We start from the raw sequence: 23,055 nt of genomic DNA, 5'->3' as shown, positions 1-23,055 counted from the left end.
CGGGGAGGTGGCAGGCAAGTGGTGGATCAGCTGACGCAGCACGATCCGCGGCGGATCGGGCCGTTCGAGGTGCTGGGCCGGCTGGGCGCCGGCGGCATGGGGCTGGTCTATCTGGCACGCTCGGCATCCGGCCGGCGCGTGGCGATCAAGACGGTCCGCACGGAGCTGGCGGAGGACCAGCTCTTCCGCGTCCGCTTCACCCGTGAGGTGGAGGCGGCCCGCGCGGTCTCCGGGTTCTACACGGCGGCCGTCGTCGACGCCGACCCGCGCGCCGCCGTGCCCTGGCTCGCGACCGCCTACGTCCCCGCGCCCTCCCTCGAGGAGATAGTGAACGAGTGCGGGCCGCTGCCGGCCCAGGCCGTGCGCTGGCTGGCCGCGGGCGTCGCCGAGGCCCTGCAGTCCATCCACGGCGCGGGCCTGGTCCACCGCGACCTGAAGCCCTCCAACGTCCTGGTCGTCGAGGACGGCCCCCGGGTGATCGACTTCGGCATTGCCTCGGGCGTCTCCAACACCCGCCTGACGATGACGAACGTCGCCGTCGGCACCCCGGCGTACATGTCCCCCGAGCAGGCCAAGGACTCCCGCAGCGTCACCGGCGCCAGCGACGTCTTCTCCCTCGGCTCCATGCTGGTCTTCGCGGCCACCGGCCACCCGCCCTTCCACGGCGCCAACCCGGTCGAGACGGTCTTCATGCTGCTGCGCGAGGGCCCGGACCTCACCGGCCTGCCCGACGAGCTGCGCCCGCTCATCGAGGTCTGCATGCAGATGGAGGCCTCCGGCCGCCCCACCCCGGCCGACCTCCAGGCACAGCTCGCCCCCCACCTCTTCGGCTCCGGTTCCGACGACAGCGGCACCGCCTCCGCCTGGCTGCCCGAGAAGGCCGTCGCCCTCATCGAGTCCCGCCGCGGCGGCCGCCCGGCGGCCCAGCCCGCCCCGCCCGGCCCGCGCAGCGGCGGCCGGCCCGCCGTCCCCCCGCCGCCCTCCTACGACCCCGCCGTCCCCGCCACCGCACCGGTCGGCGCCCCGAGCACCGGTCCGGTCCGGCTGGCCGGCGCGGCGGTGCCCATCGGCCCCGGCCCCCGGGTCGCCGACGCCCGCGCCGCCGCCGTCAAGGCACCCCCGCCGGAGGCCGGCCTCGTGGCGAGCTGGTCCCGCCCCCGCCCCGGCGTGGGCGGCGCAGACCCTGCCGTAGGCCCTGCCGCACCGGCCCTGCCGCCGGAGACGGCGAGTGGCTGGCGGCCCTGGCGGTTCCGCATGTCCAACGACGTCTGGGGCACCCCGGCCGTGGACGGCGACCTCGTCTACGTCACCTCCTTCGAGGTGCACGCCCTCGACGTGGCCACCGGCCGGCGCCGCTTCAAGACACGGGACGTCGCCTGGTCCATGGCGGTCGCGGACGGCCGTATCCACGCCTCCGACGGCCCCACCCTCTTCGCCCTGGACGCCCGCGAGGGCACCGACCTGTGGCGGCTGTCCACGGACGCCTGGGTGTACTCCCTGCACGCCGACCACGGCACCGTCGTCACCGGCACCCGCGGCGGCGGTGTCCAGGCCTGGGAGGCGGCGAGCGGCCAGAAGCTGTGGGAGATCAGCGGCTGCCAGACCGACTTCGAGTCCCCCGAGGCCGGCCCCGCCGTCCACGACGGCACCGTCTACGTCTGGCAGGACGCCCGGCTGCGCGCCCTGGAGGCCCGCACCGGCGAGGAGCGCTGGTCCTACCCCGTCGGCGACGCGGCCTCCTGCGGCGGCGTCCCGGTGCGCATCTCCCCGGCGCCCGACGGCTACGTCTACGTCTCCGCCGGCACCCGCGTCCTCGCCATCGAGGTGGCGAGCGGGATGGTCCGCTGGCACTTCGAGGCGCCCGCGGTGTTCCTCTGCCCGCCCGCCTTCGCCCCCGGCCCCGCCGTCACCGGCGGCGGCATCTACCTCGCCGACTACCTCGGCACCGTCTACGCCCTCGACGCCACCGACGGCCGCGACCGCTGGCGCATCGCCACCGAGGCCCGCTCCTCCATCGAGCCGGTCCTGGTGGCCGCCGGGCACGTCCACGTCGGCAGCGGCAAGGGCCTCTACACCCTGGACGCCGTCACCGGCACCCCCAAGTGGCGCTTCCAGGCGGGCGGCGACGTCGTGGGCGCCCCCGCGGTGGCCGAGGGCCGCATCCACTTCGGCTCCACCGACCACCTGCTCTACACCCTCAAGTCCGACGACGGCCGCCTGCGCTGGAAGCTCGCCACGGGCGGCGAGATCACCGGCTCCCCGGTCGTCAAGGACGGCGTCGTCTACGCCTGCAGCAAGGACCGCTGCGTGTACGCGCTGGACGCGGAGAAGGGCACCGGGACGGCACGGACCTCCTGAGCGGCGCGTGACGGCCGTCGTACCGGTGACACGGAAGGGCTCCGGACGGCGGCCGTCCACGGCTGACGCTACCCCGGGCGACGGGCACCTGCCACGCGGTGCACCCCCCTGGATACGCTGATCACATGACCGGACGGACGCGCACGCTCAGGTTCACAGCCGTACTTGCCTTCGTGGTGCTCGGCCTCACCGGCTTCTCGACGGGCCGCCACCACAGCCGCCACGGGAGCGGCGGCGGAGGCGGATGCAGCAGCTCCCACCAGGACCACGACACCTCGTCGTCGTCCACCTCGGGCGGAGGCTCCTCCGCAGACGCCGACGACTCCGATGACTCCTACGGCAGCAGCACGAGTGGCGGCTACTCGACGCGGCGCCCGACCCGCCGGGCCACCTCCACCCCGTCCGGCGGCAGCAGCAGGCCTCTGCGGAACGGCGATGCCGAGCTGATCAGCTGCGCGACCGAGAAGAGGCCGTACGCCACGGTCCAGGTCACGAACCCCAACAGCCGCAAGGCCACCTTCAGCGTCGACGTCTCCTTCCGCGACGACTCCGACACCGAGATCGACTACGGCTACGACGACGTCACCGTGCCGGCGAAGGGCACGGCGAAGGTCCGGGTGAAGCCCGACGGCGGCAACGGGACCGGGATCGACCACTGCCGGGTGGACCCGGAGGCCAACCCCGAGTGACCGCCGGGCTCAGCGCGTCCGGAACCCGCCACCGCGCCGCCCCGCGAACAGCTCCGCCTGCCGCTCCGCCGGCAGATTCCCCAGCGCGATGAGATGCGGCGCCTGCGCGAACGCCTGCCCGCGCGCCGCCTCCTGCGCCGCCCACAGCGCCCGCACGGTCCCCTGCACGGCCTCGGTGGGACACCGCGCGATGACCTCGGCGCACCGCACGGCCGCCTCCAAGGCCCGCCCCTCCTCGGTGACTTCGGAGACCAGCCCGACCTCGTGGGCCCGCCGTGCCCCGATCCGCTCGGCGCTCCCCATCAGCACCATCCGCGCGACCTCGCCGTACGGCATCCGCTGGGCCATGAGCACGGACTCGTAGGCGCTGACCATCCCGTACGTCGTGTGCGGGTCGAAGAAGGAGGCCGTCGTGTCCGCGACGACGAACTCGCTCTCGCCCAGCAGGTAAAAGGCACCCCCGCAGGCCATCCCGCGCACCGCGGCCACCACCGGTTTCCACAGGTCGTTCGCCTTGGGCCCGACGCCGAGCAGCGGATCGTCCTGCATGTACGGCGACGAGGGCTGCGGCACGACGACGTCCCGGTCGATCCCGGTACAGAAGGCCCGCTCCCCGGCCCCCGTGACCACGACGGCACGCACGGAGTCGTCGAACCGCAACTCGCCCCAGAGGCCCGCGAGTTCTCCGGCCATCTCCAGGTCGATGGAGTTGAGCCGCCCCGGCCGGTTCAGGGTGACGACGGCGACACCGCTGTCCTTGTCGACGGAGAGAAGCAGGGTGTTCACGCGGGCACCCACTGCGCAAGCCCGCCGGAGAAGACGACCCGAACCCGGGTGCCGATCCTTATCCCCTCCGGATCAAGGGAGTTGAGCGGCGCACCGGCGCCGGCGACCAGGTTCCCCACCATCCGGATCCGGGGCGCGTCCTCAAGCTCCACGACGACCACGTTGTACGGCGCCTGCGCGGCATAGTCGGGCAGCAGCGGCGGGTGCGGCACGACGTACGACCACACGCGCCCGCGCCCCGACACCGGCCGCCACTCGCTCGCGAAGGACTGGCAGTGCGGGCAGCAGGGCCGGGGCGGAAAGCGCAGCTCCCCGCAGTCGGCGCAGGCCTGGACGCGCAGCTCGCCGCGGGCGGCGTACTCCCAGAAGGGGGCGCCGTCGGCGTCCGTGACGGGATCAAGCATGGCCGCTCCTCAACTCCTCAGCAGCAGGGCGGAGGTGGGCACGCCCTCCCCTGCCGTGACCAGACAGGTGGCGGCCCCCGGAACCTGCGCGGTACTGGTGCCGCGCAGCTGCTTCACACCCTCGTTGATGAGGTTGAAGCCATGGACGTACGCCTCGCTGAGCCCGCCGCCGCCGGTGTTGACCGGCAGCCGCCCGCCGATCTCCAGGGCGCCCTGCTCGGTGAAGGCACCGCCCTCACCCCGGCCGCAGAAGCCGTAGCCCTCCAGGGAGAGCGGGACGAGCGCGGTGAAGGCGTCGTAGATCTGCGCCACGTCGACGTCGTCCGGGGTGAAGTCCGCGTGCTTCCACAGATGCCGGGCGGCGGTCCAGGCCGGCCCGGTGAGGGGGTCGTCGTTCCAGTAGTTGACCATGCCGTGGTGCTGGGCGGGCAGCCCCTGGGCGGCGGAGTGGACGTACACGGGTGCCTGCCGGCAGTCGCGCGCCCGCTCCTTGCTGACGACGACACAGGCCAGAGCGCCGTCGGTCTCCAGGCAGTTGTCGAAGAGGCAGAGGGGCTCGCTGATCCACCGGGAGGTCATGTACATCTCGCGGGTGAGCGGCCGGTCGTACATCACGGCGGCCGGGTTCTGGTTGGCCCTGTTCCGGCAGGCGAGGGCCACGTTGAACAGATGGTCCCGGGTGGCGCCGTACTCGTGCATGTACCGCCGGGCCAGCATCGCGATCTCGTCCGCCGGCCGGAGCAGCCCGAAGGGCCGCGTCCACTGGGCCGGGGTCGGCAACTGGACGGTGGTGTTGGTCCAGGGCCGGGGCCCCGAACCCCGCTTGCGCGACCGCCAGGCGACGCCGACGGTGGCCTGTCCGGCGGCGATGGCACCGGCGAGATGCGCGACGGTGGCACAGGAGCCGCCGCCCCCGTACCCCACCTTGCTGAAGAAGGTGAGATCCCCGAACCCCACCGCCTTGGCCAGCTCGACCTCGTCCGTCTCCTCCATGGTGTAGGAGGCGAGGGCGTCGACCTCGCCGGGCGCGATCCCGGCGTCGTCGAGGGCGGCGAGCACGGCCCGGCAGGCCAGGGTCCGCTCGTCCTCCGGTAGGTGCTTGGCGAAGGCGGTCTGCCCGATCCCGACGACGGCGGTGGCGTCCTTGAGCCCCGGTCCTGCCATGTCCGTGCCCCCTCTCCTGACAGGGCGTCAGGTTACAGCTAATCTGACGAACAGTCAGCTAGTGCGGGCGCAGGGCTGGAGAGCGGCTATGAGTGACTGGGGCACCGTCCCGGAACTGGTGCGATGGTCGGCCGAGCGGTACGCGGACACGGAGGCGGTCGTCGACGGCCGTACCCGTATCACCTACGTGGACCTCGGCACCCGGGTCGAACGGGCTGCCGCCGCCTGTCTGGCGGCCGGGATCCGGATCGGCGACCGGGTGGCCGTCTGGGCCCCCAACTCCCTGGACTGGATCGTGTCGGCCCTGGGCGCGGTGTCGGCGGGCGCCGTCCTGGTCCCGCTGAACACCCGTTTCAAGGGCACCGAGGCGGCGGACGTCCTCCGCCGGAGCGGGGCGAGGCTGCTGTTCGTGACGGGCACGTTCCTGGGCACGTCGTACGTGGCGTCGCTGCGGAGGGCGGCGGGGGAGGGGCGGTCGGGAAGCCGGCCGCTGCCTGGGCTCCCGGCCCTGGAGCGGGTGGTGGTCCTGTCGGACGACGCGCCCCCGACCTTCTGGACGTGGAAGGACTTCCTGGCGTCGGGGGAGGGTGTCGGGGCCGCCGAAGCAGGCGCCCGGTCATCCGAGCTCAACGGCGAGTCTCTCTCGGACATCGTCTTCACGTCCGGCACGACGGGCCGCCCCAAGGGCGCGGTGATCACCCACACCCAGACCCTCCGGGCGTACGAGATCTGGGCGGAGCTGGCGGGCCTGCGCAGCTCGGACCGCTACCTGATCGTCAACCCCTTCTTCCACACCTTCGGCTACAAGGCCGGGGTGATCGCGTCCCTGATGCGCGGGGCGACGATGATCCCGCAGCCCGTCTTCAACGTGGACACGGCCCTCGCGAACATAGCGGCGGAACGCGTCTCGGTCCTCCCCGGCCCGCCCACCCTCCACCAGTCCCTCCTGGATCACCCGGCCCGCGACACCCACGACCTGTCGACGCTGCGCCTGGTGGTGACGGGCGCCGCGGTGGTCCCCCTCCGCCTGGTGGAACGCCTGCGCGACGAACTGGGCGTGGGCACGGTCCTCACGGCCTACGGCCTCTCCGAGGCGAGCGGCATCGTCACGATGTGCCGCCGAGGCGACGCCCCCTCGGTCATCGCCTCCACCTCGGGCCGCGCGATCCCGGGCACGGAGGTGAGGGTGGTGGACGTGTCGGGCACACCGGTACCGCCCGGTGTTCCGGGGGAGGTGCTGGTGCGGGGCTTCAACGTCATGCGCGGCTACTACGAGGACGAGGCGGCGACGGCGGAGGTGATCACGGGGGACGGCTGGCTGAGGACCGGCGACGTGGGAGTCCTGGACGAGTCCGGCAACCTGCGCATCACCGACCGCATCAAGGACATGTTCATCGTCGGCGGCTTCAACGCCTACCCGGCGGAGATAGAGCAGCTCCTGGCCAACCACCCGGACGTGGCCGACGTAGCGGTCGTGGGCGCCCCGGACCCCCGCCTGGGCGAGGTCGGCAAGGCCTTCGTCGTGCGCCGGAACGGCTCGCTTCTCACCTCGGACGACCTGATCGCCTGGGCCCGCAGAGAAATGGCGAACTACAAGGTGCCGAGGGCGGTGCACTTCGTACCGGCCCTGCCCCGAAACGCGAGCGGCAAGGTACTGAAGGGCGAGCTGCGAGAACGCTGAAGCGGGAGGCGCCCTCAAGTGGCCGTGGGGGCCGCTCGCTTCTCGGCATTGTCGGGCTTCCGCGAGCCGAGTCAAGGGCGCTTGCGTTCCGCTGCGCTCCACTCCGCGTCGGCTGTCGCCGATGGCCCTCCGGGCCACCCTTGACACGCCTCGCTCCAGCCCGGGCAAGAAGCGAGCGAGCGGCCCGGAGAGGCGGTGGCCCAGCGGCGTCACCCCTTGGCTCTCCTGCATCGGCCCCGTCGGGTGGGGGCGCGTCCGCCCTCGCATGCACGTCGGGCGGGTCGGCGGCTTGGGGCGGGTTGGCGGCTTGGGGCCGGTGGGCGGGGCGGAGGTGGGGGTGCGGTGCGCGGGTGGGTAGGTGGGGGTGCGGGGCGCGGGTGGGTAGGTGGGGGTGCGGTGCGAAGAGGGGGGCGGCCGGGTCGGTCTGGCGCCGGCTTGGGCGCTGGCTGACATCACATGGATCTCACAGGCCCCAAACTTCCGGCGATTGGCAGATATGTGCCAAGGGATGGGTGGCGAAAGCCCCGGTGATCGGCCCTGGAGGTGGCACATATCTGCCAATCGGCCCCGAGGCCCCGGAGGCCCCCGACAATTACCGAAGGCAGGGCGACTGCCGATTGCCGAGGTTGGTATCCGACGCCCGACTGCCGGCGGCCGAAGTTCGACTGCCGATGCCGACGACCCACGGCCGAAGCTCGACCGCCGACCGCCGACCGCCGACCGCCGTTGGCCGGAGGCTGTGAGCGGTTCTCCGATGGCCGGGTGTCGCCGAACTCAGTCGGCGTGCAGGCGAGGCGCGGTTGCGCCCCCGCACGCCGGGTCACTGTTGGGCCGACTTCAGGGCAGCCGACCTGGGCCCCCGCTTTCCCGGGCTGCTCGCTCGCTTTTCCCCCGTGCTGGAGCGCCCTTTACTCGGGTCGTGGAAGCACGACAATCGCCGAGAAGCGGGCGGCCCAACGGTCACTGCTGACCGGCGGTCAGTGCACTCAGGGCGGCCCTGATCTCCGCGAGCATGTAAGCGGGCCTGTGGAAGACGTCCTCGGCGCTGAAGCGGAGGAGGCTGCGGATCTCGTGGCACTGGTGGAGTTCGTTGAACCTCGTGATGTCCCGGCGGTGGGAGTCGCGGGTTCCGTGGTAGGCGTAGCCCTCGATCTCCACCCCCAGCCCCTCCCGGCGGAAGAAGAAGTCGAGGTAGCGGCGGCGGCCGCCCGGGGTGCGCATCTCCGCCTGGCTCTCGGGGTGGAGCCCGGTGTCGTGCATGCGCAGGCGGGCGACTGTCTCGGCGGGTGATCCGGCGAGCGGGTCGGTCAGCCGGAGCCACTCCCGGCCTCTGGCCGCGCCCCGTGGCGTTGCGTCGAGGGCGTCGGCGATCGCGTCCGGCGTGAGGAGCGGTGGGCGGCGGAGCGGGCCGATCCTGCGGTAGGAGAGAGCAGAGTCCACGGCGACGACCGCTTCGTCCCGCGGGCCGCCTCGCAGGAGGTCGGCGAGGGTGCGGGTGGGGGGTGTGAGCCGCAGTCCCTGTCGTTCCCACACGTCCGGCGGGCTGAGCTGTAACCGGTGTACGCGCAGGCCGTTGCTCTCGCGGCGGAGGGTGAGCTGTGGGTCGGTGAACTCCAGGGGGGCTCCGGAGGCGCCGGTGAGCGTCTCGATGCGCCAGATCGTCGCCGCTGAGCGGTGACTCACGACCAGCCGTGGTTCGAGGAGTTGCACTGCGCGCAGGCGGATGAGGAGGTCCGGATCGCGCCCCGGCTCTGCCCAGGCGCCGTACCGGAGCCGGGTCCAGCCCTCGTCCCGCAGCGCACGGGCGAGACTCCCTCGGGGCCAACCGGCCGCGACGGCTCGTGTGGTGAGAAGGACGCCTCCGACCGCCAGCGTCCGCAGGTCTCTCCGCTGCACCCTGCCAAGGTCGCAGAATCCGCAGCGTGGCGCTTGGCCTGTGGACAACGCGACCCCGCACACACCTCGGCCGCGACGGCTCCCCTCCGTGCCGTCGCGGCCGATTCCCCCGTCGGGAGATGAGGCTTACTTGGTGCCCAGATCCAGGGCGGGCGGGATCGGCGCGTGCTGGTCGAGCGTGGTGATCTCCGTGTCCTTGCTCGGCGGGACGGGCGCGTGCTGGTCGAGCGTGGTGATCTCCGTGTCCTTGCTCGGCGGGACGGGCGCGTGCTGGTCGAGCGTCGTGATCTCCATGTCCTTGCTGTCTTCGTGCATGGCGCTGACCCCCAAGAGGTAGATGGTGCAGTCTGGGGGAACGCCCGTTCGGTAACTCCCCCGCGGGTCGCCGAACGGGCGTTCCAGAAGGCCTCAGGGTAGCCGTGAGACCCCTGGAACCCGCCTGCCCCCCGACAGGACGGGTCCGTTCCATGAGAGTGGCAGTCCGCCATAAACGTTCGATGAACGCCGTCATGGACCGTCAGGCGGCGGCAAGCGGCGAGAGCAGGCTGCGCACCTCCGAAGCCTCCGAGGAGCCTGCCTCGTCGTAGATCGCCAGGGCGTCCTGCCAGCACGCACGGGCTCGGTCCACTTGGCCGAGGGCTGCCAGCGCCTTGCCCAGCACGGTCAGGGCATTGGCTCTCATCCACTCTCCCCCGATGCAGCCGATGGCCAGCGCTTGTTCCGAGTGCTGGGCGGCCTGTGCCGGCCGGCCGGCTGCCAGATGGACCTGTGCGATACGGAACTGTGTCGTGCCCTCCCAGAGACGTTGACGGCTCTCTGTGAAGATGCGCAGAGCCTCGTCCAGTTGCGCGAGAGCCTCATGCAGTCGGCCGGCCTGGGTGAGCACGATCCCGGAGGCGTAACGGGCGTTCGCCAAGCGCACGGAGAGTCCCAGCTCGTCGTAGATCTCGATGCCGCGCTGTGCCAACTCGACGGCCTGGGGACCTCGGCCCATCGAGGCCAGGGTGCGGGACAGGTTGCAGACCGCGCTGGCCTCGCCGGGCTTGTTCCTGTCGGCCTGGAAAGCGTCGATCGCCCTGAGGAAGTAACCCTCGGCGTGCGCATACCGGGCCGTGCAGAGGGCGATGATGCCCAGTTGATTCGGAGCGGTGCTTTTCGCCCACGGGTCCTTGGCGACCTCGTTGAGGACGTCGGCGCACCCGGCCTCACGCTCGGCCTCGTCGAATCGGCCCGCCTGACTGAGCACCTGGGCGAGCGTGATCCGCGCGCGGATCTCGGCGCCGGCGTCCCCCTGCGCCGCGGCAGCATCACGTGCGGCAATCGCAGTGCTCTCGTACCGACGCGATCCGGCGCCGGACTCGGCCAGGTCGATGGTGGCCAGCAGGAGATCAACCGCACGCCGCAGCGTGGGCGCTCGGAGCGACTGCTGGACGCAGGCGAGGAGCGGTTCGGCTTCCGCGTGCAACCAGTCCAGTGCTTCCCTGGCCTCCGTGAAGTCGCGTGCCGAGTAACGGCTTTGCTCGAGGTGCGCGACCGTCCGATCCCCCGGCCGCTCGATCGCGTACACCCGGGTCGCCGTGGCCAGGTAGAAGTCCAGCAAGCGCGACATCGCGGCCTCGCGTTCGCCGGGTGGCTGTTCGTCCCGCTCCGCGCATGCGCGCGCGTAGAGCCGGACCAGGTCGTGGAAGCGGTAGCGGCCGGGGGCCGCCGATTCGAGCAGCGACGTGTCGACCAGGGACTCCAGGAGGTCCTCCGTGTCGTCCAGGGGCAGGTCGAGGATGGCCGCTGCCGCTGCCAGGGACATGTCGGGGCCGTCCGCCAGGCCCAGCAGGCGGAACGCCCGGGCCTGGGCCGGCTCCAGTTGCCCGTAGCCCAGCTCGAAGGTGGCCTTGACCGCGAGGTCGCCCGCCTGCAGCTCGTCCAGGCGGCGGCGTTCGTCCGCCAGCTTGGCGGCGAGGACCGAGACCGTCCAGGTGCGGCGGGCGGCCAGCCTCGACGCCGCGATGCGGATCGCCAGGGGCAGGAAGCCGCAGGCCGCGACCACGTCGAGCGCGGCCTCGCGTTCCGCCGTCACCCGCTCCTCGCCCACGATCTTCGTGAACAGGGCCAGCGCCTCGTCCGGCGACATCACGTCCAGGTCGACCAGGTGGGCACCCGCGAGGTCCACCATGCGGACCCGGGAGGTGACCAGCGCCGCGCAGCCCTCCGTGCCGGGCAGCAGCGGCCGTATCTGCGCCGCGTCCTTGGCGTTGTCGAGGAGGACCAGGACCCGGCGGCCGTCCAGGACCGAGCGGTAGAGGGCCGCCCGTTCCTCCAGCGAATCCGGGATCGCCGAGTCCGCCGTGCCCAGGGCCCGCAGGAAGGAGCCCAGCACCGTCTCCGGTTCCGCCGACCGTGGGCCGGCGCCCTGCAGGTCGACGTACAGCTGCCCGTCGGGGAAGGCCGAGCGGGCCCGGTGGGCGACGTGCACCGCCAGCGTCGTCTTGCCCACGCCGCCGATGCCCGCCACCGCCGAGACCGCCATCACCCGGCCCTCCGCCTCGGACGCGGAGGACAGGACGTCGCTCAGTTCGGAGACGAAGGAGTCGCGGCCGGTGAAGTCCGGGACCGAGGCGGGCAACTGGGCCGGGCGGACGGCGACCGCCGTCGGCTCGGTGACCGGCGCGGAGGGTTCCGCGAGCGCCGGGTCCGCCTGGAGGATGCGCTGCTGCAGCTCGCGGAGGCCGGGCCTCGGGTCGACCCCCAGCTCCTCCGCCAGCAGCCGCCGCGTGTCGGCGTAGACGGCGAGCGCCTCTGCCTGGCGGCCGCTTCGGTACAGCGCCAGCATCAGCAGCTCGCGCAGCCGCTCACGCAGGGGGTGCGCCGCCGTCAGCGCCGTCAGTTCCGAGACCGCCTCGGCGTGGCAGCCCTGTTCCAGGTCCATGTCCAGGCGGGACTCCAGCAGGCCCAGGCGCCACTCCTCCAGGCGGGCCCGCTGGGCCTCGGCGTACGGGCCGGGGACACCGGCCAGGGGTTCGCCGTCCCAGAGGGCCAGGGCGCGGTTCAGGGCCTCCCGGGCATGGCACAGGTCCCCGGCGTTCCGGGACTTCTCCGCCTCCGCCGCCAGCTCCTGCGCGACCGCCAGGTCCAGCGCGCCCTCGCGCAGTGCCCGCACCGCGTAGCCGCCCGACTCGCTCACCAGGACCCCGGGGTCCAGGACCTTGCGCAGGCGGGAGGCGTACGTCCGCACCGCCGCCAGCGCCTGGGACGGCGGCTCGGTGCCCCACAGGGCGTCGATCAGCTCCGCGGCCGTGGCCGTACGGCCCTCGCGCAGCAGCAGGGCGGCCAGCAGGGCGCGTTGCTGAGGCGACCCGGTGCTGAGCGCCTCCGCGCCGCGCCAGGCCCGCACCGGACCGAGCACGCTGAAGCGCAACGCCGCCGGTTCCGCGACGGCACCTGCCGCGGAGCCGGAACGCCGCTGCTCAGGTACTCGCGGCCCACCGTCCATGCGTTCGCCCCCTATGCATCGGACAACCCCGTCAGTTTGCCTTGTTCGGGCCGGTTGCGTCAGCCGTGGGAGACGCCGATCACAGACCGGTGCACCTCGGTTCACAAGGTCCTCACATGCTCGTTGCGCACAGAGGGCCGGCACAGCTACCTGACGGGTCGTCAGATCGGCGCTACCGTGAGCGCCATGGACACCCAGAGCGACAGTCACGGCGACTTCCCCCGGATCATCTCCGTCGACGACCACACCGTGGAGCCCGCCGGCGTCTGGCAGGACCGGCTGCCGAAGAAGTACCTGGACACCGGGCCCCGCACCGTCCGTGCCCCGCTGAAGGACATGACCTTCCTCGGCGGGCGGTTCAAGCCCGTCATGGGCACCCCGGGGTCCGACGACGGCCCCGTCGGCGACTGGTGGGTCTACGAGGACCTGCAGCGCCCCCTCACCCGCCTCGACACCGCCGTCGGGTACGACCGGGACGAGATCAAGCTGGAGGTGATCACGTACGAGCAGATGCGGCCGGGCTCGTACGACGTCCCGCAGCGGCTGGCCGACATGGACGTCAACCACGTCCAGTCCGCCCTCTGCTTCCCGACCTTCCCCCGCTTCTGCGGCCAGACCTTCACCGAGGCTCGGGACAAGGAGCTGGCTCTGCTCTGCGTCCGCGCCTACAACGACTGGATGGTGGAGGAGTGGTGCGGGCCGAAGGCGCAGGGGCGGCTCATACCTCTCACGCTCATCCCCCTGTGGGACGCCGGGCTGGCGGCGGCGGAGGTGCGGCGCAACGCCGCCCGCGGGGTCCGGGCCGTCGCCTTCTCCGAGATACCCCCGCACCTGGGCCTGCCCTCCGTGCACACCGACGACTGGGACCCCTTCCTCGCGGCCTGTGACGAGACCGGCACCGTCATCGCCATGCACATCGGCTCCAGCAGCCGCATGCCCTCCACCTCCGCCGACGCCCCGCCGGCCGTCGGTTCCACCATCACCTTCGCCAACTGCTGCTTCTCGATGGTCGACTGGCTGATGAGCGGCAAGTTCGAGCGCTTCCCGAACCTGAGGGTGATGTACGCGGAGGGGCAGATCGGCTGGATCCCGTACATCCTCGAGCGCGCGGACGTGGTCTGGGAGGAGAACCGGGCCTGGGGCGGGGTTGCCGACAAGGTCCGCCGCCCGCCCTCCGAGCTGTTCGCCGAGCACGTGTACGGCTGCTTCTTCGACGACGCCTTCGGGCTGCGCAACCTCGACTCCATAGGCGTCGGCAACGTCCTCTACGAGACCGACTACCCGCACTCGGACTCCACCTGGCCCAAGTCCCGCGAGGTCGGCGAGGCCCAGATGGGGCACCTGGCGCCGGACGTGGTCGAGCGGATCGTCCGGGGCAACGCGATCGACCTGCTGGGGCTCACGGAGGACGGGCTCTGGCGGGGGCCCCGGTGAGCGGCCCGGCCTACGGCATCCAGCTGCCCGTCCAGTCCCAGAGCACCCTCTACGCGGAGGGGTGGGAGGCCGGCGCGGGGGCCGCGGACCTGGTGGAGATCGCCCGGGCCGCCGATCGCGCCGGCTTCGACTACGTCGCCTGCTGCGACCACGTGGCCGTCCCGCGCCGCCTGGCGCCGGCCATGAGCACGGTCTGGTACGACCCCGTCGCCACCCTCGCCCACCTCGCGGCCGTGACGGAGCGCGTCCGGCTGCTCAGCCATGTCGCCGTGGTCGGGCTGCGGCACCCGCTGATCACCGCCAAGCAGTACGCCACCCTCGATCACCTGTCGGGCGGCCGCCTGATCCTCGGTGTCGGCGCGGGGCACGTGCGTGAGGAGTTCGAGGTGCTCGGGGTGGACTTCGAGCGGCGGGGGGCCGTGCTGGACGAGGTCCTGGACGCCTTGCGGGCTGCGCTCGGGGCGGAGGAGTTCCCCGAGCACCGCGGGAAGTTCTACGACTTCGAGGGGCTCGGACAGCGGCCCCGGCCCGCGCAGGCCCGGGTGCCCCTCTGGGTCGGGGGCTCCTCGCCGGCCGCCGTGCGCCGGGCGGCGCTGAAGGGGGACGGGTGGCTGCCGCAGGGGGATCCGCGGGAGCGGCTGCCGGGCCGGATCGCGCGCCTGAGGGCCCTGCGGGAGGAAGCGGGCGTCGAGGGCCCGCTGACCGTGGGCGCCATCACCGAGCCGCTGTACGTCGGTCGCGCCGGCTGGGACGTCGGGCGGCGCACGCTCACCGGGGCGCCGCAGGCGATCGCCGAGTCGCTTTGGGCGTACGGGGCGATGGGTGTGGATCAGATCCAGGTGCGGTTCCGCAGCCGGAGCCGGGCCGAACTCGTCGCGCAGATGGAGCTGTTCGGGGCGGAGGTCGCACCCCGGCTGAACTGAGGAGGGCGTCATGGGCAAGCTGGACGGACGGGTCGTCGTCGTCACCGGCGCGGCGCGCGGACAGGGCGAGCAGGAGGCGCGACTGTTCCGGGAGGAGGGCGCCCGGGTCGTCGTCGCCGACGTACTGGACGACCAGGGGGAGGCCCTGGCCAAGGAGATAGGGGCGCTGTACGTCCATCTCGACGTGGGTACGGAGGACGGCTGGCGGGATGCCGTCGCCGCCGTCAAGCGGGCGTACGGGCGGATCGACGGGCTGGTGAACAACGCGGGCATCCTGCGCTTCAACGCCTTGGTGGACACCCCGCTGGACGAGTTCATGCAGGTCGTGCAGGTCAACCAGGTCGGTTGCTTCCTGGGCATGAAGGCCGTGGCCCCCGAGATGGCGGACGGCGGCACCATCGTCAACACCGCCTCCTACACCGGCCTGACCGGCATGGCGGCCGTGGGGACCTACACCGCCACCAAGCACGCCGTGCTCGGGCTGACCCGGGTCGCCGCGCTGGAGCTGGCGGGTCGGCGGATCCGGGTGAACGCCATCTGCCCCGGCGCCATCGACACCCCCATGTCCAACCCCGCCCGGCTGGACCCGGACGCCGATCCGGAGGAGATGAGCCGGGCCCTGGACGAGCTGTACCGCAGGCTGGTGCCGCTGGGCCGGGTCGGGCAGCCGGAGGAGGTGGCCCGGCTGGCGCTGTTCCTGACCTCGGACGACTCCTCGTACATCACCGGGCAGCCGTTCGTGATCGACGGCGGGTGGCTGGCCGGTGTGTCCGTGATCTGACCCGTCCTATCTGACGGTTCATCAGCTATTGACGGTCCGTGCGGGCGGTGCCACAGTCGGGCGGCAGGCAATCTGACGGTTCGTCAGGAACGTAGGGACGGTGACCCGCCTTGGAATTCGGGCTCTTTGTACAGGGATACGTGGGCAAGCGCGCCGAGACCGACCCGCTCGCCGAGCACAAGGCGCTGATGGAGGAGACCGAGTACGTCATCCAGGCGGACCAGTCCGGCTTCAAGTACGCCTGGGCCTCCGAACACCACTTCCTGGAGGAGTACTCGCACCTCTCCGCCAACGACGTCTTCCTCGGGTATCTCGCCCACGCCACCGAACGCATCCACCTCGGCTCCGGGATCTTCAACCCGCTCGCCCAGGTCAACCACCCGGTGAAGGTGGCCGAGAAGGTCGCCATGCTCGACCACCTCACCGAGGGCCGCTTCGAGTTCGGCAGCGGGCGGGGCGCCGGCAGCCACGAGATCCTCGGCTTCCTGCCCGGGATCACCGACATGAACCACACGAAGGAGATCTGGGAGGAGACCATCGCCGAGTTCCCGAAGATGTGGCTCCAGGACGAGTACGAGGGCTTCCAGGGCAAGCACTGGCAGCTCCCGCCGCGCAAGGTCCTGCCGAAGCCGTACGGGGCGTCGCACCCGGCGATGTGGTACGCGGCCGGGTCGCCGCCGTCGTACGCCATGGCCGCGAAGAAGGGGCTCGGCGTGCTCGGCTTCAGCATCCAGAAGGTCTCCGACATGGAGTGGGTGCTGGAGCAGTACAAGACGGCGCTCGTGAACGCGGAGCCGGTGGGCGACTTCGTCAACGACAACGTCATGGTGACGACCACGGCGATCTGTGCCCCCACGCACGCGGAGGCGATCGACATCGCCGTGCGCGGCGGGCTGCACTATCTGCCCTCGCTGGTGTTCCGGTACCACGACACCTTCCCGCGTCCCGAGGGGTTCCCGGTGTGGCCGGAGACGCTGCCCGAGTACACCCCCGAGTTCGTGGAGCTGCTGATCGAGGAGGAGCTGCTGATCTGCGGCGACCCCGACGAGGTGCTGAGGCAGTGCAAGCGGTGGGAGCAGGCCGGGGCGGACCAGCTGAGCTTCGGGCTGCCGGTGGGGGTGCCGAAGGAGGAGACGCTGCAGACGATCCGGCTGATCGGGGAGCACGTGATCCCGAAGATCGACACCGATCCCGTCCACCGGACATCGCGGTTCCGGGCGGCTGCATAAGGGGGAGGGCCCGTCCATGCTCGATCACGTCATCAAGGGCGTCACCGTCGTGGACGGCACGGGTGCGCCCGCGTTCACCGCCGACGTCGGGCTGCGTGACGGCCGTATCGCCGTCATCGGCAAGGTCACCGAGGCGTCCCGCACCGCCGAGGACGCCTCCGGACTCGTCCTCGCCCCCGGGTTCGTCGACCCCCACACCCACTACGACGCCCAGCTCTTCTGGGACCCCTACGCGACGCCCTCCCTCAACCACGGAGTCACCACCGTCGCGGCCGGCAACTGCGGCTTCACGCTGGCGCCCCTGAACCCCTCTCGCCCCGGCGACGCCGACTACACCCGGCGCATGATGTCCAAGGTCGAGGGGATGTCGCTGGTGGCCCTGGAGGAGGGGGCGCCGTGGAGCTGGCACTCCTTCGGGGAGTATCTGGACGCCCTCGAGGGCCGTATCGCGGTCAACGCCGGGTTCATGGTCGGGCACTGCGCCCTGCGGCGCCACGTCATGGGGCCGGACGCGATCGGCGGGCAGCCCGACGACGAGCAACTGGGCGAGATCGTGGGGCTGCTGCACGAGGCGATGGACGCCGGGGCCTGGGGCCTGTCCACCACGCAGTCCTCGACCCACTCCGACGGCGACGGGCAGCCGGTCGCCTCCCGGCACGCGCGGCCGGAGGAGCTGCTGGCACTGTCCCGGGCCGTCGGGGAGCACGAGGGGACGCAGATCGAGGCGATCGTCGCCGGGTGCCTGGACCAGTTCAGCGACGCCGAGATCGATCTGCTGGTGGAGATGAGCGCCGCCGCCGGCCGGCCCCTGAACTGGAACGTGCTCACCGTCGACGCGGCCGTCCCCGAGCGGGTGCCCCGGCAGCTCAGCGCGAGCGAGCGGGCCCGGAAGGCGGGCGGGCGGGTGGTGGCCCTCACCATGCCGATCCTCACGCCGATGAACATGTCCCTCGGCACGTTCTGCGCCCTGAACCTCATCCCGGGCTGGGGCCCGGTCCTCGGGCTGCCGGTGCCCGAGCGCATCGCCAGGCTGCGTGACCCGGCCGTCCGCGCCGAGATGCTGCAGCGCGCCCGGTCCAAGGAGGCGGGTGTCTTCCGGCGGCTCGCGAACTTCGGGCGGTACGTCATCGGGGACACCTACAGCGAGGCCAACCAGGGGCTGACCGGGCGCGTGGTGCGGGACATCGCCGCCGAGCGCGGGCAGGACCCCTTCTCCTGCCTCGTCGACATCTGCGCGGCCGACGAACTGCGCACCGTCCTGTGGCCCATGCCCCCCGACAACGACCCCGCCTCCTGGGCGCTGCGCGCCGAGACCTGGCAGCACGAGGACGTACTGCTCGGCGGATCGGACGCGGGTGCGCATCTGGACCGGATGTGCGGGGCGCCGTACACCACACGGTTCCTCGGCGACTGTCTGCGCGGGCGCAAGCTGGTGGGGCTGGAGCAGGCGGTGCGCATGCTGACCGACGACCCGGCGCGGCTGTTCGGGCTCAGGGAGCGGGGCCGCATCCGGGAGGGCTGGCACGCGGACCTGGTGCTGTTCGACCCGGAGCGGATCGCCGCCGGCCAGGCCACCCTGGTGCACGACCTGCCGGGCGACAGCCCCCGGCTGGACTCCAAGGCGCTCGGGGTGCGGGCCGTGTGGGTCAACGGGGTCGAGGCGATCCGGGACGACGTGGTGAGCGGGGCCGTGCCCGGGAAGGTGCTGCGGTCGGGGCGGGACACCAGGACGGTGAGCACCAGGTGAGCGACGGCCAGCGGCTGTTCGTCGGCGGGCGGTGGGTCGAGCCGGACGGCGGCCACTACCCGGTGACCGACCCGGCCACCGAGGAGAGCGTCGGCCGCGCGCCGGAGGCCTCGCCGGCGCAGGTGCGCGAGGCCTGCGCGGCGGCCCGCGAGGCGTTCGGGGCGTGGTCGCGGACCCGGCCGGAGGAGCGGGCCGCGGTGCTCGGGCGGGCGGCGGACATCATCCGCGGCCGGCTCGTGGAGTACGCCGAGCTGGCCCGGGCCGAGACCGGGGCGACCACGGGGACGGCCCGGGCGATGCAGGTCGGGGTGGCCGCCGCCCGGTTCCGGCGGTACGCCACGGTCGAGCCGGCCGAGTGGGCGATCCCTCCGCAGATCAACGAGGCCGGGCCGATGGGCCGGGCCGGCGTGATGGGCGCGCTGGCGATACGGCAGCCCGTCGGGGTCGTCACCTGCGTCACCTCGTACAACAACCCGTGGGCCAACCCGGCCGGCAAGGTCGCCCCCGCCCTGGCCATGGGCAACACGGTGGTGGTGAAGCCCGCCCCGCAGGACCCGCTGTCCGTCTACCGGATGGCCGAGGCCCTGGAGGCCGCCGGGGTGCCGCCCGGTGTGGTGAACGTCGTGTCCGGGCGGGACGTGGCGGTCGGTGAGGCGGCGGTCGCATCGGACGACGTCGACATGGTGAGCTTCACCGGTTCCACCGCGGTCGGCCGGCGCATCGCCGAGGTGTGCGGGCGGGGCATGAAACGCCAGTTGATGGAGCTGGGCGGGAAGGGCGCGGCCCTGGTCTTCGACGACGCCGACCTCGCCTCGGCCGTCGCCGGCATCGGCACCTCCTTCTCGTTCTACAGCGGGCAGATCTGCACCGCCCCGACCCGGGTACTGGCCCAGCGGGGCGTGTACGACCGGCTGGTCGAGCAACTGGCCCTCTACGCCGGTCGGTCGAAGGTGGGGGACCCGGGCGCGGCGGACACGGTGGTCGGCCCGGTCATCTCCGCCGAGCACCGGGCGCGCGTGGAGTCGTACGTCGAACTGGGCCGCAAGGAGGGTGCGCGGGTCGTGGCCGGCGGTGAACGGCCGCCGCTGGAGCGGGGTTTCTACGTCGCCCCCACCCTCCTCGCCGACTGCACCAACGACATGCGGGTGGCCCGGGAGGAGATCTTCGGGCCGGTGGTGTGCGTGATCCCCTTCGACGAGGAGGACGAGGGCGTCGCGCTCGCCAACGACTCCGACTACGGCCTCATCGACTACGTCTGGTCGGGCGACGTGGCCCGTGCCTTCCGGGTGGCCAGGCGGCTGCGGGCCGGCGGGGTCGGGATCAACACCGTCGGCCGCAACATGGAGGCGCCGTTCGGCGGCTTCAAGCAGAGCGGGGTCGGCCGGGACGTGGGGTCCTACGCCCTGCACGCCTACAGCGAGGTGCAGGCGGTCGTGTGGCCGGGGTGAGCCCTCAGCCGTCCAGATCGACCCGCACCGTCAGCAGGTCCGTGCCGAACGCCCGTACCGCCACGCTGTTGAAGCGGGGCAGGCTGCGCAGGCGGGCCACCGGGTCGTCGTCGGGCAGCAGATGGGCGGTGCCGCGGTGCCAGCGGCCCGCGATGCGGACACGGACCCGGGGGTCGGCCTGGATGTTGCGGACGTACTGCGACTTGTAGCCGAACTCCGAGACGAGCCAGAAGGAGTCGCCGACCCGGCGTCCGCCCACCGGGGTGGGCCGGGGCAGGCCGGAGGTGCGGCCGGTGGTCTCCAGGAGAGTCTGGAACGGCAGGCGCCGGTTGACCGGGTTGGCGAGGTGACGCTGGAAGCGGGTCATGATGCGCTGCTTGCGGTCGGTGCTGCCTGACATGCCTCGGGTTCTCCTGCTCTCCTCGACGGACCGCGCCCGCACGTACGCCTCGCGGCGATGCTGTGGCCGCCGCGTGCGGGGCCTGTGACGCCTGAACATACGTCCGCTCGGCCCGTGTTAGCCTCCCCCGCGGTCGTGATCAAGAACAAACGGGGGAGCGGGATGGGCGCGTCTTCGGACGGCTACCAGGTCAAGTCGGGCATGTCCGGCCAGGCGAAGGAACTGGACGGCGCGGGTGACGACACCGGCAGGGTGGGCAAGGCGATCGCCCCGGGGCTCTGCTACACGGACGATGCGCTGGGCGGCCCGGACTCGGCGGCGGCGTTCAACGCGTTCGCCGCGGCCTGGGAGAAGGAGACCGGCACGCTGGGGTCGGCCCTGCACGAACTCGCGGACAAGGTCAGGCTGTCCAAGGGGGCGTACGACGGCAGCGACGGCCTCGTCGACACCAGTGTCCGCGCGGTGCCGGCCGGGGACAGCCATCTGACCACCATGCCCGCTCACGCCGAGCGCCCGTCGGCGCTGTCGCGCTACTGAGGGGCGGCGGCGCACGATGACGACGGAGGACACCACCGACCGCCGCAAGCGGCTGAACGGCCTGTGCGACCGGATCTCCTCGGCGGGCAGCAAGAACGACCTGATCGACGCGATCGAGGACGCCCTCGGGGTGTCCGGCCCGGTGGGCGACCACGCGACGCTGGAGTCGCTGGCCAAGGTCTACCGCGGGCAGACCGACAAGGCCGGCGATGTCCGGGACCGCGTGGACAAGGTGGCGCGCAAGGGCCTGCCCGAGGTGTGGGTGGGCAGGACCAGCGTGCTCGCCTCCGACGTGGTGGGCGCCGCCTCGCGGGACGCGCAGGCGATGATCGACGCCTTCGAGGGCGGCGCCAAGGCGCTGCTGAACCTCGCCGACGCGGTCAAGGACGCGCAGGCGCAGGACGGCGACGGCCGGGCCAAGCTGCGTCAGGCGCGCTCGATGCTCGGCGGCAAGGACGGCTTCTTCGACGACTGGCACGAGGACGACGAGGAGGAGAGCACCCGGCTGAAGGCCCGCTCGGTCGCCACCTCGGGCGTCGACCTGCTGCACAAGGCCGCCGTCACCGCCGACGACGCGGCCCGCGCGGCGGCCCGGGACCTGAACAAGTGGGCGTCCGAGGCGCGGGCCGGCAAGCTGGACGGCCCCGGCCTGTCCGCCGCCGACCGGCTGGCGCTGGCCGACACCAGCAACGTCGACGGCGCACCGGAGATGAACGAGATCCTCAGCGCCAACGACCTCGAGCGCTCCGGTCGCGCCATGGGCCGCCTGTCGGCCGCCGACCGCGCCCGCATGGACCACCTGCTGGCCGACGCCTCGACCCCGCAGGAGAAGGCCTACATCCTGAAGGCGCTGGCCTCCGGCTATCCGGTCGACGACGTGGAGACGTTCGCCGGGAAGATCCACGGCAAGGATCCGGCCTGGTTGGAGGACCATCTGGCCCCGGTCACCACGCAGGCCGACAGCCTGGACGACGAGGGCAGGAACTCCAACGGCTCCAACCACAACACCGACGACCAGACCTTCGGCAACCAGCGCTGGTCGCAGGACGCCGCGACCTGTGTGCCGTCGTCCACGGTCACGGCGCGCGCCATGGTCGACCCCGTCTACGCCCTGCAGCTGACGGGTGGCCCGACCGGCCAGGACGACGACCCCGCGCACTTCCGCAAGCGGCTCCACGACGAGCAGTACCGGATGCACGAGGAGGGCGACGGCGACTACACGCACTTCTGGAGCGACACCCCCGCCGGCATGGACTCCGACGGCCAGGTCGACATCTCCAACAAGGAGCTGAGCCCGCACACGGGCGACCACTACGAGTCGCACGACATGGACGGTGCCGACGACCGCCGCGACGTCCTGACCGACATCGAGAAGTCCGTCGCCGAGGGCAAGCCCGTGCCCATCAACGTCGAGGGGCACGAGGAGAACGGCGACTGGGTCGGCCACGGCATGATGATCGTCGGCCAGGAGGGGGACAAGCTTCAGGTGTACAACCCGTGGGGCACCACCACCTGGGTCAGTGAGGACGACTTCGTCAAGGGCGATCTCAGCGGCGCCTCGGACAACCGCTTCGACAACGTCAATCGCGTCTACATCGACCAGGACTGACCGTGCGCAGAACGACATCGGCCCGCCTGCTGGCGGCCTCGGCCCTCCTTCCCCTCGCCCTGACCGGCTGCGGCCTGCTGGGCTCAGAGGGGCAGGAGTACGGCGCCGGACAGCGCTCCATCGCGGTGGACGCGGGCGACGAGTTCACCCTGTCGCTGCCCGCCAGCCCGGCGCTCGGCGAGCACTGGTACCTGGCCGACCCGCGTCCGGACGCCGCCGTCCTGAAGTACCGCGGCAAGCGGGAGGACGTCCACGGCAGCCCCAAGGGGATCACCGGTGGCGGCGAGGGCACCGAGTACTTCGACTTCACCGCCGTCGAGTCGGGTACGACGCGGGTGAAGATGTTGCACTGCCCCATGGCCAGGTGCGGCAGCGCCGCCGAGGCCGAGGCGGCCGCGAGCCCCGTCCCCACCGCCACCGGCACGCCCGGCGATGTCGCCGAGTACTTCATGTACAAGATCACCGTTCGCTGACCCGGACCG

The 23,055-nt window shown here is 72.3% G+C and carries 19 protein-coding genes; 12 read left to right on the top strand and 7 right to left on the bottom strand.

What is annotated here, in order from left to right:
- Window positions 1-18: 18 nt before the first annotated feature.
- Together ACZ404_RS24485 and ACZ404_RS24480 are read left to right on the top strand one after the other, a co-directional pair.
- A complete protein-coding gene (locus ACZ404_RS24485; protein WP_468443271.1) occupies window positions 19-2,358 on the top strand; it encodes an outer membrane protein assembly factor BamB family protein in 2,340 nt (779 codons plus the stop codon).
- Window positions 2,359-2,483: 125 nt separating this feature from the next.
- On the top strand, window positions 2,484-3,047 hold the full coding sequence (locus ACZ404_RS24480) for a hypothetical protein (RefSeq protein WP_468443269.1): 564 nt from the start codon (window positions 2,484-2,486) through the stop codon (window positions 3,045-3,047).
- Window positions 3,048-3,056: 9 nt separating this feature from the next.
- On the opposite strand, the gene ACZ404_RS24475 is transcribed toward ACZ404_RS24480, so the two are convergent.
- From ACZ404_RS24475 to ACZ404_RS24465, 3 genes are read right to left on the bottom strand one after another with little or no spacing between them, the layout of a single operon-like run.
- On the bottom strand, window positions 3,057-3,833 hold the full coding sequence (locus tag ACZ404_RS24475) for an enoyl-CoA hydratase/isomerase family protein (RefSeq protein WP_468443267.1): 777 nt from the start codon (window positions 3,831-3,833) through the stop codon (window positions 3,057-3,059).
- Window positions 3,830-4,237 (bottom strand): Zn-ribbon domain-containing OB-fold protein, encoded by a 408-nt coding sequence (locus tag ACZ404_RS24470; protein WP_468443265.1) that lies wholly within the window; start codon window positions 4,235-4,237, stop codon window positions 3,830-3,832. The genes ACZ404_RS24475 and ACZ404_RS24470 overlap by 4 nt, the downstream gene beginning before the upstream one ends.
- Before the next feature lie 9 nt (window positions 4,238-4,246).
- The gene (locus ACZ404_RS24465; protein WP_468443263.1) at window positions 4,247-5,401 is read right to left on the bottom strand and encodes a lipid-transfer protein; all 1,155 of its coding nucleotides are present in this window, start codon (window positions 5,399-5,401) and stop codon (window positions 4,247-4,249) included.
- A gap of 88 nt (window positions 5,402-5,489) precedes the next feature.
- Between ACZ404_RS24465 and ACZ404_RS24460 the strand changes: the two genes are divergently transcribed.
- A complete protein-coding gene (locus ACZ404_RS24460) occupies window positions 5,490-7,082 on the top strand; it encodes a FadD3 family acyl-CoA ligase (RefSeq protein ID WP_468443261.1) in 1,593 nt (530 codons plus the stop codon).
- 960 nt (window positions 7,083-8,042) lie between these two features.
- Here ACZ404_RS24460 and ACZ404_RS24455 read toward each other — a convergent pair.
- The 3 genes from ACZ404_RS24455 to afsR form a co-directional block, all read right to left on the bottom strand.
- Window positions 8,043-8,978, bottom strand: coding sequence for a hypothetical protein (locus ACZ404_RS24455; RefSeq protein WP_468443259.1), 936 nt, complete (start codon window positions 8,976-8,978; stop codon window positions 8,043-8,045).
- Between the two features lie 126 nt (window positions 8,979-9,104).
- Entirely contained in the window at window positions 9,105-9,293 is a 189-nt protein-coding gene (gene afsS / locus ACZ404_RS24450; RefSeq protein WP_468443257.1) for a regulatory protein AfsS, read from the bottom strand.
- A gap of 202 nt (window positions 9,294-9,495) precedes the next feature.
- Complete coding sequence (gene afsR / locus ACZ404_RS24445) at window positions 9,496-12,465, bottom strand: SARP-family global regulator AfsR (protein WP_468443256.1); 2,970 nt, start codon at window positions 12,463-12,465, stop codon at window positions 9,496-9,498.
- Window positions 12,466-12,651: 186 nt separating this feature from the next.
- Between afsR and ACZ404_RS24440 the strand changes: the two genes are divergently transcribed.
- The 6 genes from ACZ404_RS24440 (at window position 12,652) to ACZ404_RS24415 (ending at window position 20,027) form a co-directional block, all read left to right on the top strand.
- Entirely contained in the window at window positions 12,652-13,899 is a 1,248-nt protein-coding gene (locus tag ACZ404_RS24440) for an amidohydrolase family protein (RefSeq protein ID WP_468443255.1), read from the top strand.
- Window positions 13,896-14,822 (top strand): LLM class F420-dependent oxidoreductase, encoded by a 927-nt coding sequence (locus tag ACZ404_RS24435; protein ID WP_468443254.1) that lies wholly within the window; start codon window positions 13,896-13,898, stop codon window positions 14,820-14,822. Before ACZ404_RS24440 ends, ACZ404_RS24435 begins: the two co-directional genes overlap by 4 nt.
- 10 nt (window positions 14,823-14,832) lie before the next feature.
- Complete coding sequence (locus tag ACZ404_RS24430) at window positions 14,833-15,603, top strand: SDR family NAD(P)-dependent oxidoreductase (protein WP_468443253.1); 771 nt, start codon at window positions 14,833-14,835, stop codon at window positions 15,601-15,603.
- A gap of 110 nt (window positions 15,604-15,713) precedes the next feature.
- Window positions 15,714-16,832: an LLM class flavin-dependent oxidoreductase gene (locus ACZ404_RS24425; RefSeq protein ID WP_468443252.1), complete on the top strand. Its 1,119-nt coding sequence runs from the start codon at window positions 15,714-15,716 to the stop codon at window positions 16,830-16,832.
- Window positions 16,833-16,848: 16 nt separating this feature from the next.
- Window positions 16,849-18,579: an N-acyl-D-amino-acid deacylase family protein gene (locus ACZ404_RS24420; RefSeq protein WP_468443251.1), complete on the top strand. Its 1,731-nt coding sequence runs from the start codon at window positions 16,849-16,851 to the stop codon at window positions 18,577-18,579.
- Window positions 18,576-20,027, top strand: a complete 1,452-nt coding sequence (locus ACZ404_RS24415; RefSeq protein WP_468443250.1) for an aldehyde dehydrogenase family protein — start codon at window positions 18,576-18,578, stop codon at window positions 20,025-20,027. Before ACZ404_RS24420 ends, ACZ404_RS24415 begins: the two co-directional genes overlap by 4 nt.
- 4 nt (window positions 20,028-20,031) lie before the next feature.
- Here the strand turns inward: ACZ404_RS24415 and ACZ404_RS24410 are convergent, their stop codons facing one another.
- The gene (locus ACZ404_RS24410) at window positions 20,032-20,427 is read right to left on the bottom strand and encodes a nitroreductase/quinone reductase family protein (RefSeq protein WP_468443249.1); all 396 of its coding nucleotides are present in this window, start codon (window positions 20,425-20,427) and stop codon (window positions 20,032-20,034) included.
- Between the two features lie 162 nt (window positions 20,428-20,589).
- Between ACZ404_RS24410 and ACZ404_RS24405 the strand changes: the two genes are divergently transcribed.
- From ACZ404_RS24405 to ACZ404_RS24395, 3 genes are read left to right on the top strand one after another with little or no spacing between them, the layout of a single operon-like run.
- Complete coding sequence (locus ACZ404_RS24405) at window positions 20,590-20,964, top strand: hypothetical protein (protein ID WP_468443248.1); 375 nt, start codon at window positions 20,590-20,592, stop codon at window positions 20,962-20,964.
- 16 nt (window positions 20,965-20,980) lie between these two features.
- The gene (locus ACZ404_RS24400; protein ID WP_468443246.1) at window positions 20,981-22,573 is read left to right on the top strand and encodes a peptidoglycan-binding protein; all 1,593 of its coding nucleotides are present in this window, start codon (window positions 20,981-20,983) and stop codon (window positions 22,571-22,573) included.
- A 2-nt stretch (window positions 22,574-22,575) separates the two neighbouring features.
- Window positions 22,576-23,046, top strand: a complete 471-nt coding sequence (locus ACZ404_RS24395) for a protease inhibitor I42 family protein (RefSeq protein ID WP_468443245.1) — start codon at window positions 22,576-22,578, stop codon at window positions 23,044-23,046.
- Window positions 23,047-23,055: the final 9 nt, after the last annotated feature.

Source organism: Streptomyces sp. NPDC030798, from assembly GCF_055572275.1.
This window is presented reverse-complemented; position numbering and strand designations above follow the sequence as displayed.

What these genes read in the sequence shown, in the direction of transcription:
- ACZ404_RS24480 (WP_468443269.1), top strand. Translation starts at nt 2,484, where the DNA reads ATGACCGGACGGACGCGCACGCTCAGGTTCACAGCCGTACTTGCCTTC.
- ACZ404_RS24470 (WP_468443265.1), bottom strand. Translation starts at nt 4,237, where the DNA reads ATGCTTGATCCCGTCACGGACGCCGACGGCGCCCCCTTCTGGGAGTAC.
- ACZ404_RS24465 (WP_468443263.1), bottom strand. Translation starts at nt 5,401, where the DNA reads ATGGCAGGACCGGGGCTCAAGGACGCCACCGCCGTCGTCGGGATCGGG.
- ACZ404_RS24460 (WP_468443261.1), top strand. Translation starts at nt 5,490, where the DNA reads ATGAGTGACTGGGGCACCGTCCCGGAACTGGTGCGATGGTCGGCCGAG.
- afsS (WP_468443257.1), bottom strand. Translation starts at nt 9,293, where the DNA reads ATGCACGAAGACAGCAAGGACATGGAGATCACGACGCTCGACCAGCAC.
- afsR (WP_468443256.1), bottom strand. Translation starts at nt 12,465, where the DNA reads ATGGACGGTGGGCCGCGAGTACCTGAGCAGCGGCGTTCCGGCTCCGCG.
- ACZ404_RS24440 (WP_468443255.1), top strand. Translation starts at nt 12,652, where the DNA reads ATGGACACCCAGAGCGACAGTCACGGCGACTTCCCCCGGATCATCTCC.
- ACZ404_RS24430 (WP_468443253.1), top strand. Translation starts at nt 14,833, where the DNA reads ATGGGCAAGCTGGACGGACGGGTCGTCGTCGTCACCGGCGCGGCGCGC.
- ACZ404_RS24420 (WP_468443251.1), top strand. Translation starts at nt 16,849, where the DNA reads ATGCTCGATCACGTCATCAAGGGCGTCACCGTCGTGGACGGCACGGGT.
- ACZ404_RS24410 (WP_468443249.1), bottom strand. Translation starts at nt 20,427, where the DNA reads ATGTCAGGCAGCACCGACCGCAAGCAGCGCATCATGACCCGCTTCCAG.
- ACZ404_RS24405 (WP_468443248.1), top strand. Translation starts at nt 20,590, where the DNA reads ATGGGCGCGTCTTCGGACGGCTACCAGGTCAAGTCGGGCATGTCCGGC.
- ACZ404_RS24400 (WP_468443246.1), top strand. Translation starts at nt 20,981, where the DNA reads ATGACGACGGAGGACACCACCGACCGCCGCAAGCGGCTGAACGGCCTG.